This window comes from Nonomuraea zeae, from assembly GCF_005889725.1.
GTDB lineage: Bacteria > Actinomycetota > Actinomycetes > Streptosporangiales > Streptosporangiaceae > Nonomuraea > Nonomuraea zeae.
Window position 1 is genome coordinate 18534 of the sequence record NZ_VCKX01000157.1, and the last position, 9936, is coordinate 28469.

Annotated in this window: 10 protein-coding genes; 5 read left to right on the forward strand and 5 right to left on the reverse strand. The window is 72.4% G+C overall.

Features of this window, described 5'->3' with window-relative positions; all coding sequences use genetic code 11:
• Positions 1-24: 24 nt before the first annotated feature.
• Both ETD85_RS37785 and ETD85_RS37790 read left to right on the forward strand, forming a co-directional pair.
• Positions 25-1278, forward strand: a complete 1254-nt coding sequence (locus ETD85_RS37785) for a sensor histidine kinase (RefSeq protein ID WP_138694627.1) — start codon at positions 25-27, stop codon at positions 1276-1278.
• A complete protein-coding gene (locus ETD85_RS37790; RefSeq protein WP_138694628.1) occupies positions 1275-1922 on the forward strand; it encodes a response regulator in 648 nt (215 codons plus the stop codon). The genes ETD85_RS37785 and ETD85_RS37790 overlap by 4 nt, the downstream gene beginning before the upstream one ends.
• A 19-nt stretch (positions 1923-1941) precedes the next feature.
• On the opposite strand, the gene ETD85_RS37795 is transcribed toward ETD85_RS37790, so the two are convergent.
• Complete coding sequence (locus tag ETD85_RS37795; protein ID WP_138694629.1) at positions 1942-2337, reverse strand: hypothetical protein; 396 nt, start codon at positions 2335-2337, stop codon at positions 1942-1944.
• Positions 2338-2846: 509 nt separating this feature from the next.
• Between ETD85_RS37795 and ETD85_RS37800 the strand changes: the two genes are divergently transcribed.
• Together ETD85_RS37800 and ETD85_RS37805 are read left to right on the forward strand one after the other, a co-directional pair.
• Complete coding sequence (locus tag ETD85_RS37800) at positions 2847-3947, forward strand: MerR family transcriptional regulator (protein WP_138694630.1); 1101 nt, start codon at positions 2847-2849, stop codon at positions 3945-3947.
• On the forward strand, positions 3944-5203 hold the full coding sequence (locus tag ETD85_RS37805; protein WP_138694631.1) for an MFS transporter: 1260 nt from the start codon (positions 3944-3946) through the stop codon (positions 5201-5203). Before ETD85_RS37800 ends, ETD85_RS37805 begins: the two co-directional genes overlap by 4 nt.
• Before the next feature lie 37 nt (positions 5204-5240).
• Here ETD85_RS37805 and ETD85_RS37810 read toward each other — a convergent pair whose 3' ends face one another.
• The 4 genes from ETD85_RS37810 to ETD85_RS37825 all read right to left on the reverse strand — a co-directional run bounded on the left by ETD85_RS37810 (position 5241) and on the right by ETD85_RS37825 (position 9358).
• Positions 5241-6260, reverse strand: coding sequence for an aldo/keto reductase (locus ETD85_RS37810; RefSeq protein WP_138694632.1), 1020 nt, complete (start codon positions 6258-6260; stop codon positions 5241-5243).
• A 160-nt stretch (positions 6261-6420) separates the two neighbouring features.
• Complete coding sequence (locus tag ETD85_RS37815; protein WP_138694633.1) at positions 6421-7776, reverse strand: ankyrin repeat domain-containing protein; 1356 nt, start codon at positions 7774-7776, stop codon at positions 6421-6423.
• Between the two features lie 135 nt (positions 7777-7911).
• Positions 7912-8874, reverse strand: coding sequence for an EamA family transporter (locus tag ETD85_RS37820; RefSeq protein WP_138694634.1), 963 nt, complete (start codon positions 8872-8874; stop codon positions 7912-7914).
• Between the two features lie 85 nt (positions 8875-8959).
• A complete protein-coding gene (locus ETD85_RS37825) occupies positions 8960-9358 on the reverse strand; it encodes a winged helix-turn-helix transcriptional regulator (RefSeq protein ID WP_138694635.1) in 399 nt (132 codons plus the stop codon).
• Positions 9359-9461: 103 nt separating this feature from the next.
• On the opposite strand from ETD85_RS37825, the gene ETD85_RS37830 reads away from it, so the two are divergent.
• Positions 9462-9936: alcohol dehydrogenase catalytic domain-containing protein (locus ETD85_RS37830; protein ID WP_170247060.1), on the forward strand; the 475-nt coding region annotated here is incomplete at its 3' end.

The following is a 9936-nucleotide window of genomic DNA, read 5'->3' on the forward strand; positions in this document are numbered from 1 at the left end:
CCCGAGTCATGGAGGGGTGTGCGGATGAGCTGTGCAGGGCCGCGCTGGTCCGTGCCGCTGATCACCGCCGTGCCGTACGCGCTGCTGGCGATCCTGGCCGCCGTCACGGTGGCGGTCAAGTGGTCGGCGGGCCGGTCACTGCTCATCGACCTGGCGCTGTGCGCGCTGGCGGCGGCGTGGATGCTGTGGGTGTTCACGCTGCATCCCGCCTGGCGGGAGCGCGCGGCGGTGATGGCGGTGTTCTTCACCGTGCTGATCGTGATCATGGCGATCCTGGTGGTCAGGGACCCGTGGTTCGGGTTCTTCGCGCCTGCCGGATACATCTACGCGTTCAGAGTCCTGCGCTGGCCGTGGCAGCAGGCGGGCGTCGCCGCGGTGGCGATGGTGGCGGGCACGGCGCAGGCGTACGGCGTGGACAAGGCCACGCCATCGGGCCTGATCACGTACGCCGCCGTCCTTGCCACGAACGTGCTTCCCATGTGCGGCTTCGCCTGGTTCGCCCGGCGTGGCGCCCAGCAGAACGACGAGCGCAAGCGGGCGCTCGAAGAGGCACGCGAAGCCAACCGCAGGCTGGAGGCGACGCTGGCGGAGAACACGGTCCTGCACGAGCAGCTGCTGGTGCAAGCCAGGCAGGCCGGCGTGCACGACGAGCGGCAGCGGATGGCCCGGGAGATCCACGACACCCTGGCACAGGGTCTGACCGGCATCATCACCCAGTTGCACGCGGCCGAGCACGCCGGCGACGACCCGGCAGACCGGCAGCGGCACATCGAGGCCGCGACCAGGCTGGCCGCCGAGAGCCTGTCCGAGGCGCGGCGATCGGTGCACGCGCTGCGCCCCGAGCCGCTGCGGACGGCGCGGCTGGGAGAGGCGCTGGCGAGCGTGGCCGGCCGCTGGTCGGCGCTGCACGAGATCCCGGTCCAGGTCACGACGACCGGCACCGCGCGGCCGATGCGGCCGGAGGCCGAGGTCGCGCTGCTCAGAATCGCGCAGGAGGCGCTGGCCAACGTGGCCAAGCACGCGCGGGCGACCCGGGTGGGGGTGACACTGTCGTACATGGATCACGAGGTGGCTCTGGACGTGCGTGACGACGGCAGCGGCTTCGACCCGGCCCGGCTCGGGGACGGGCCGGTTGCCGCTCACCTCGGGTTCGGGCTGGTCGCGATGCGGCAGCGGATGGAGGGCCTGGCGGGCACGCTGCAGGTCGAGTCGGAGCCCGGCGCCGGCACGGGAATCTCGGCCCGCGTCCCCGCCGAGCGGGCGGAGGCCTCCGCATGAGCCGCTCCGAGGCTGTGATCCGGCTGCTGATCGTCGACGATCACCCGGTGGTCCGGGATGGTTTGAGCAGCATGTTCGCGCGCGATCCCGAGTTCGAGGTGGTCGGCGAGGCCGGAGACGGGGCCGAGGCGGTCCGGCTCGCCGACGCGCTGCGGCCGGATGTGATCCTCATGGATCTGCGCATGCCCGGCCTGGACGGCGTGAGCGCGACGAGAGAGCTGGCCGGGGGCGGCGCGCGCGTGCTGGTGCTGACCACGTACGACACCGATAGCCACGTGCTGCCCGCGATCGAGGCGGGCGCCACCGGCTACCTGCTGAAAGACGCTCCCCGTGACGAGCTCCTGCAGGCGGTCCGTGCGACGGCCCGGGGAGAGGCGGTGCTCGCGCCGTCGGCGGCGGCCCTGCTGATGAGCCGGGTACGCTCCTCCGCCTCGGGGCCACTCAGCCAGCGGGAGCTCGAAGTCCTCCAGCTGGTCGCGGCCGGCGCCACGAACCGGGAGGCGGCGGCCAAGCTGTTCGTCACGGAGGCCACGGTCAAGTCCCACCTGCTGAACATCTACGGCAAGCTCGGGGTCGGCGACCGCGCCGCCGCCGTCACCGAGGCCTTCAACCGAGGGCTGCTCATCCCGCGACCACCGAGCTGACGCCCGCAGGTCTGCCAGGTCAGCGGGCGAACCAGCGTCCTGCCGAGGGGGTGAGCATCACGATGACGACCGCCACGGGGAGGAACGTGCTCGGAGACAGCAGGACGACCCAATCGAGATCATCATGGATCGCGGCCGTGGTGACATAGAGGCCGCACGCGGCCACATCGACGGCGACGGCGCTCCAGCGGACATACTTCCGGCGCGATGGCCAGCGGGACAGCACCCAGCCCATGAGCGCCGGGAACAAGGCGGCACAGGGGATCAGCAGGAGGAACCCGGGGCTGAAGTCCGCGGCTGCGACACCGATCATCATGGCGAGCGACACGAGGCCGAAGGCCACCTCAATGGTCATGATGAGCCTTGCCGCTCGCACGGTCGCCGGCATCTGCTCGGCCTTGATGACCTCCGTCACACGATCATTCTGCTCCATGAACGACCTTTGCGACATACCGCGACCACCAGGAAGGCCGGATCGGCGCGGTCGCCCACCTCCCTGCCCGGCAGGGGACGGACGTACTACAGCGGTCTGTACCATCCACTCGGTTGCCGGCTTCCGGCCCCTGCACCCTCCGCGACCTCGGCGCCGGCGCTCCGGGCTGCGGGTCGTGCTGTGGATCCTGATGGTGGTCGGAGCAGCTGTGAACCTCGTTTCCAACATCGCCGCGAGTGGAGAGCTGACACTCGTCGGTCTGGCGGGAGGCGTGGTGGGCGTGGGCGGCATCGCGGGGCTGATCGCCCCCACCTCGCCGGGCGCCGGTCGTGGCCCTGCTCGTGACCCCGCTCGTCACCCTGGAGCGGGTAGCCTTCCCGCGCAGGAGGCGTGGGCCGGGCCGGGTCCCACTGCTGCCGGGTTGACCTTCCCCTTGGGTGAAGCCGCAGCATCGTCGTCACCGGCCGCGGCGGCCGGGACGAGGAGGAGTGGTGCGGCTGCTGACGATCGGGGCGTTCGCCCGAGCCGCCCGGTTGTCGCCGAAGGCGTTGCGGCTATACGACCAGCTCGGGTTGCTGCGTCCGGCCGCGGTGGACGGCGAGTCCGGCTATCGGTTCTACGACCCGGCGCAGCTGGAGCGGGCCCGGCTGATCGCCTGGCTGCGGCGGCTGGGCATGCCGCTGGCGCGCATCCGGCGGGTGTGCGACCTGCCGGCGCCCGCGGCGGCCGAAGAGCTCGCCGGCTACTGGGAGCAGGTGCTGGCCGAAACCACCGCCCGCGGCCGGCTGGCCACCTTCCTCGTCGACTACCTGTCGGGGAGGGGAAGCACCGTGGAAGAGACGGCGACCGTGTTCGGGATCCGTTACGCCGCCCGGTCGGAGTCGGGCCTGGTACGCACGAGCAACGAGGACACCGCCTACGCCGGCCCCCGGTTGCTGGCGGTGGCCGACGGGGTCCGCGGCCCGGGCGGTGACCTCGCCAGCGCGGCGGCCATCGACGCGCTCAAACCGCTGGAGACCCTGGCCGTGTCGGCCGAGGACCTGCTCGGCGCCCTCGCCGACGCGGTCGGTGCGGCCGACCGGGCCATCGGGGAGATCGCCGCCTCGTCGGAGTCGAAAGAGGCGGTCACCACGCTCACCGCGTTGCTGTGGTCGGGCTCCCGGCTGGCGCTGGTGCACATCGGTGACACCCGGGCGTACCTGGTGCGCGACGGCGGATTGTTCAGGATCACCCATGACCACACATACGTGCAGTCGCTGGTCGACGAGGGACGGCTGACCCCGGAGGAGGCGGCCTCGCATCCGCAGCGCTCGCTGCTCGCACGGGCGCTGACCGGCACCGGCGGTGCCCGGCCGGAGCTGTCGCTGCACGGGGCCAGGGCCGGTGACCGCTACCTGTTGTGCTCCGACGGGCTGTCCGCCGTCGTACCGGAAGGGTCGCTGCGCGAGGTGCTGACCGGGCCGGATGCGCCGCAGCAGGTGCTCGACGAGCTGGTCGCGCTGGCGTACGCGGCCGGCGCCCCCGACAACGTCGCCTGCGTCGTCGCCGACGTCGTGAGCCTGGAGACCCCGGCGGACGGCGGCGGACGATGATCACATCGACGGTGCGATCGCTCGGCTCCTTCACGATGGATCGCCGCCCGCTGGCCGTCCCGGCCTTCCGCCGGCTGTGGGTGGCGTCGGCGGTCTGCGCGGCGGGCGGCTCGTTCAGCGTGGTCGCCGTGCCGGCGCAGCTCTTCACGGTGACCGGCTCCTCGGCGGCCGTGGGCGTCGCGGGTGCGGTGTCGTTCGTGGCACTGGTGGTGGCGGCACTGTGGTTCGGCGCCCTCGCCGACGTCATGGACCGGCGACGGGTGTTGCTGGCGGCGCACAGCGGCCTCGCGTGCACGTACGCGACCTTCTGGATCCAGGCCGTGCTCGGCGGGCGGTCCGTCCCCGTCCTGATGGCGCTGGTCGCCTGCCAGGGGGTGACCTTCGGGGCGATCATGACCACGATGGGGGCCGCGGTGCCCCGCCTCGTCCCGGTCGAGCTGCTACCGGCGGCCAACAGCCTCACGTCCCTGACCCGCTATGCCGGATCGGTCCTGGGGCCGGTGCTGGCCGGGGCCTTGATCCCGGTGGTCGGGCTCGGCACGCTGTACCTCTTCGACGCCGTCGCGCTGCTGGCGGTCGTGTGGGCCGTCATGAGGCTGCCGCCGCTGCCCCCGCACCCGGCCGGGCCGCGCCGCCGGCCTCGCCCCACGGCCGGCCAGGTCCTGGCCAGTTTCCGCTACCTGGCAGCCAGCCGGCTGCTGGTCGCGGTGGTCGCGGTGGACCTCGCGGCGATGGTGTTCGGGATGCCGACGGCCCTGTTCCCCGAGCTTGCCCGGCAGGCCTACGGCGGGCCCGCCGGTGGCGGCCCGGAGCTGGGGTTGCTCTACGCCGCCTATCCGGCCGGGGTGGTCGCGGCCGCCCTGCTGTCGGGTACGTTCACCCGCGCCCGTCGCCACGGTGCGCTCATGGCCGCGGCCGCGGCGGCGTGGGGCGCCACCGTCGTGGTCCTCGGGCTGGCCGCACAGCTGTGGGTCGCGCTGGCGGCGCTCGTCGCCGGGGGTGCGGTCAACTTCGTGCTGAGCACCTTCCGCAACGCCATCACCCAGGCGCACACCCACGACGCCATGCGCGGCCGGATCCAGGGCGCGCTCACCGTCGTCCTCTTCGGGGGCCCGCACATCGCGAACCTGCTGCACGGGCCCGCCGCCTCGATCGCCGATCCCCGGGTGGTGATCTGCGCCGGCGGGCTGCTCACCACGGTGACCGTGGCGGCGATCGCATGGGCGGTGCCGGAGCTGCGAACCTACACCCCCTGACGACCAGGCGCGGCAGGCCCCTTCGCCGCCCGTGCGGTCAGCGGCGGCGGAGCGCCGGGTCGAGCAGGGCGGGCGGAGTGTCGAACTTCTCGTGGGCGGCGAGGTCGGTGCCCGGCGCGACGATCGCGTCGATGGCGTCGAGGATGTCGGCGGACAGCACCGTGTCCGCGGCGGCGACCTGCGAGTGCAGGTGATCCAGCGTACGAGGGCCGATGATCGCGCTGGTCACGGCCGGGTGCGCGGTCACGAATCCGAGCGCGAGCTGGATCAGCGTCAGACCGGCCTCGTCGGCGACCTTCGCCAGCTGCTCGACCGCGTCGAGCCTGGCCCGGTTGGACGGGACGGACAGGTCGAAGCGCTCCGGCAGGACCGTCGAGCGGCTGGTGGCGATCTCCCGGCCCGCGCGGACCGCGCCGGACAGCCAGCCCGAGGCCAACGGGCTCCACGCCAGCACCCCGAGGCCGTACTCCTCGGTCACGGGCAGGACGTGCGTCTCGATCCCGCGCTGCAGGATCGAGTAGCTGGGCTGCTCGGTGACGTACCGGCTCAGGTGGTTGTCCCGCGCGGCCCACTGGGCCTGGACGATGCGGTACGCGGGAAAGGTCGAGGAGCCGAAGTAGCGGATCTTGCCCGCGCGCTGCAGGTCGGTCAGGGCCGACAGCGTCTCCTCGTCGCTGGTGCGCGGGTCCCAGCGGTGGATCTGGTAGAGATCGACGTGGTCGACGCCGAGGCGGCGCAGGCTGTTGTCCAGCTCGGTGACCAGCCAGCGGCGCGAGCTGCCCTGGTGGTTGCGCTCGTCGCCCATCGGCTGGTTCGCCTTCGTGGCCAGCACGATGTCGTCGCGGCGGCCGGCGATGGCCTTGCCGACCAGCTCCTCGGACTCGCCGAGGCTGTACCAGTCGGCGGTGTCGATGACGTTGATCCCGGCTTCGAGGGCGGCGTCGACGATGGCGGTGACCTCGTCCTGGGTGGTGCGCCCGATCTGGCCGAAGTTCATCGCGCCGAGCACGAGGGAGCTGACCTGCACACCCGTGCGGCCCAAAGTGCGGTTCTGCATGATCCTGATTCCTCCATTGCGGCGAACACACGCGGCTGCTCCCGCGAGCAACCGGAACCGTGTTCCGATAACGATAGGGAACATGGTTCCGTTTGGCAACTTCGGAGGCGCGCGACAGCGCTGGCCGACCCGGTCGGAGCAGCTTGCCGCCTATCCGGAACTATGGTCCGATCAGATCGTGCAGCTGCTGGGTGACGGGATCGTGCGGGTGGGCGGCGTGGAAGATGTGCAGCCAGCCGTCGGCGTCGGCCTGGAAGAGGTCGTCGCGGATGGACGGGTCGGCGCCGCGGTCCAGGAGCAGGCGGACCACTTCGAGATGGCCGGGCGGGATCGCCCAGTGCAGGCCGGTCCGCCCGAGATAGGGCGCGACGTCGGGGTGGACGCCGTGGTCCAGGAGCCAGCGCACGACCTCGATCCGGCCGTGCTCGCAGGCGTGCACGAACGCCTCCCCGACGATCTCCACCGGGTCATCGGTCGCCGGCAGCCGGGGCGGGAAGCCGGCGCCGGCGTCCGCCAGGTCGGGGCGCGACGGCGCGGCGTCCGGGCGCAGCGTGCCGTCCTCGTCGAAACAGGCCCGCACGAGGTCCAGCCGGCCGCAGGCGGCATACGTCCAAAGCGCCCGCGGGACGATCCCGCGCCCCGCGAGCAGGTCGACGACCTTCGTGTGGCCGTGCAGGATGGCGTTCTCCAGCGGGGTGGTGCCCCAGACCCGGGCGCCGGGGTCGGCCCCGGCGTCCAGCAGCAGGCGCGCGTACTCGACCCGGTTGGAGCGGGCGGCCCAGATGAGCGGGACGTCCAGGCTGGTGGCCTTGCCGATCAGGACCTCCACGGCGGCCCGCGGCGCGCCGAGCTCCTCATCGAGCCGGACGCCGGGGATCGTCTCGGGGCCCGCGAGCATGTGCAGCAGGGTGTCGGCCTGCCCGGCGGTCAGGCCGGCCAGCCGATCGGTGTCGCCGGCCAGCACGGCTTCGGCCTCGCGGCGCAGGCGCCGCCGCCTCTCCTGGAGTTCGTCGAGATCGTCCCGGGATTTCCCGGTGAACGACATGAGCTCACGCCAGGTCGGGAAGCCGAACTCCCGGGCGATGACCAGCCGCGCGTCCCGGAGCTCGGCGGTGGCCGCGGAGGTCGCGGCGGCCTGCCTGGGCACGTAGGCCCGCAACCGTCGCAGCGCGCCCGGGTCATCGCGGCGCAGGTCGTCGAGGAGGCGGTCGGCCATCGAGGCGTAGGCGCCCGGGCGGATCCCCAGGAGGCGGGAGACCGGCCGGTCCTCGGCGGTGCTGCGGCTGTCGATGTGCGCGCGGAACTCGGCCCAGGTCCGGAATCCGTGTTCCTGGGCGAGCACGAACTGGGCGTCGCTGAGCAGGAACCGCTCGGCGGCCCGGTCGCCCAGCACGTCGGCCACGCGGGCGCCGGCCGCCGCATCGCCCCTCGCGTACGCGCGATGCAGGTGCTTGGCCTGCTTGCGGTAGTACTCCAGGTTCGGATGGGCGGGCAGCTCGAAATGACGATCGGACATCACAACCTCCTTCGTCGCCGAGGCCCGCTTGCTCGGCCGGAAAGAGGTCGGTCTCGTCCGGTGTGTCGATGTGGTGCTCAAGGTGGGAAAATCCCTGCCCGCGGACTGGCAGCGCCCTCGCACGCTCCATCCAGATTAGCCAGGCGGCTCCTCCGCGCGCCAGGCGCGGACGGGGACGCGTGGTTCGGCGGCAGGGGTCGCGCGGGTGGCGGTCTGGGCCAGGAGCGCGCCGGACAGCACGATCAGCCCGCCGACGATCTGGAACACGCCGAGCGTCTCTCCGACCAGTGCCCAGGCGACCACCGCCCCGCCGACGACCTCCAGCGACGCCACGGTGGCGCCGACGGCGGCGGAGAGGCGCCGCACGGCGTGCACCCCCAGGATGTACGCCAGCACGCTCGCGATCAGCGCCATCCACAGGTAGGCCACCAGCACCGGCAACGTCCGGCCGCCGGCGGACGGCGTGACGGAGACGGTGAACGCCTCCCACCGCAGGTCCCAGGGCCGCGCGAACGGGATCAGCACCACGGCCGCGCCCGTCATCCCCCAGGCGATGAGGCCCAGCGGGTCCACCTCGTCGCCGAAGCTATCGTTCATCAGGAAATATCCGGCGGAGCATGCCCCGGCCAGCAATCCCAGCGCCAGGCCGAGCGGGTCCAGCCTTACCTCCTGCCACGCCTCGACGACGATGCCGAGGCCCACGACCGCGACGACCGCCCCCGCGTAGGCCACCCGTGCGGGCCGGGCCCTGCGTACGAGCCGCACCCACGCCACCACCATCACCGGCGCCAGGTAGACCAGCAGCAAGGCGATCCCCACCGGCAAGCGCGTGATCGCGGCGAAGTACAGCGACTGCACCCCGGCCACCGCGATGACCGCGTACAACCCGACGAACGCCAGCCTGGAGCGGGGGATCCGCAGCGCCCGCGGCCTGACCACGGCCAGCACCGCCACCAGCAGCAGCCCCGCCCCCGCCATCCGCGTCCACACTGCCTCGACCGGCGTCAGCCCGGCGGCGTTGAGGTATTTGGCCATCGGCCCCGAGAACGCGAAACACGATGAGGACACGAACGCGAGCGCGAGTCCCGTATATTTCATTCCACACCATTTACCGGTAATAGTCATTGAGTGCGATAGACGCTGACATATCCGGCATTACACGCGCAACGGGATAAACCGGCGGTCAATCGCGGCGGTCGTATTCCGCGCGCGCGGCGGCCACCTCCTCGATGTGCGTCTCCGCCCAGGTCTTCACCGCCTGCACCACCGGCAGCAGGCTGACCCCCAGCGGGGTGAGCTCGTAGTCCACCCGGACCGGGACGGACGGGGTGACCGTGCGCGACACGAGCCCGTCGCGTTCGAGGCCGCGCAGGGACTGGGTGAGCATCTTCTGGCTGACGCCGGCCACCCTCCTGGACAGCTCGCTGTAGCGCTGCGGTCCGCCGGCCAGCGCGTTGAGCAGGAGGCTCACCCACTTGTCGCTGATCCGGTCGAGAAGCTGACGCGCCGGGCAGGTGGCCAGGTAGGCGTCGTAAGCGGCCTTGGCCTCTTCCCGCCGCTGCGCGGCCGTGCGAGTGGGCATGCGCACTCCTCTGCGTATCAAACGCACCTTCAGGTACGTACTCCCTGAAAGAGAGTAACGCTCCCTACGGTGGTCTTCCCAGCGAGATACAGGGGGAGATCCCATGCGTGCAGTCGTCATCCGCTCCTTCGGCGGGCCGGAGGTGCTGGAGGTCACGGAGGTGCCGGTGCCGGTCCCCGGCCCGGGGCAGGTCCTGATCCGGGTCGAGGCCGCGACCGTCAATCCCGTCGACGTCGCCACCCGCTCCGGCGCGCTCGCCGAAGCCGGGCTGCTCCCGCCCAGGGACGTGATCGGCCTCGGCTGGGACGTCGCCGGCGTGGTCGAGGCCACGGGGCCCGGGGTCGCCGGCCTGGCGTCCGGCGACCGGGTGATCGGCCTGTCCGATCGGCTCGACGTACCGCTCGGCGCCCAGGCCGAGTACGTCGTGCTCGACGCGGACGCGGTCACCCGCGCCCCCGCCGGCGTCACGCCCGCCGAGGCCGCCACGCTGCCGCTGAACGGGCTCACCGCGGTCCAGGCGCTCGACCGGCTCGACCTGGCCCGCGGCGGGACGCTGCTGGTGACGGGCGCGGCCGGGG

Coding starts and splice junctions, on each gene's coding strand:
- ETD85_RS37810 (WP_138694632.1), bottom strand. CDS start 6,260: ATGCAGAACCGCACTTTGGGCCGCACGGGTGTGCAGGTCAGCTCCCTC.
- ETD85_RS37785 (WP_138694627.1), top strand. CDS start 25: ATGAGCTGTGCAGGGCCGCGCTGGTCCGTGCCGCTGATCACCGCCGTG.
- ETD85_RS37825 (WP_138694635.1), bottom strand. CDS start 9,358: ATGCCCACTCGCACGGCCGCGCAGCGGCGGGAAGAGGCCAAGGCCGCT.
- ETD85_RS37820 (WP_138694634.1), bottom strand. CDS start 8,874: ATGAAATATACGGGACTCGCGCTCGCGTTCGTGTCCTCATCGTGTTTC.
- ETD85_RS37805 (WP_138694631.1), top strand. CDS start 3,944: ATGATCACATCGACGGTGCGATCGCTCGGCTCCTTCACGATGGATCGC.
- ETD85_RS37790 (WP_138694628.1), top strand. CDS start 1,275: ATGAGCCGCTCCGAGGCTGTGATCCGGCTGCTGATCGTCGACGATCAC.
- ETD85_RS37815 (WP_138694633.1), bottom strand. CDS start 7,776: ATGTCCGATCGTCATTTCGAGCTGCCCGCCCATCCGAACCTGGAGTAC.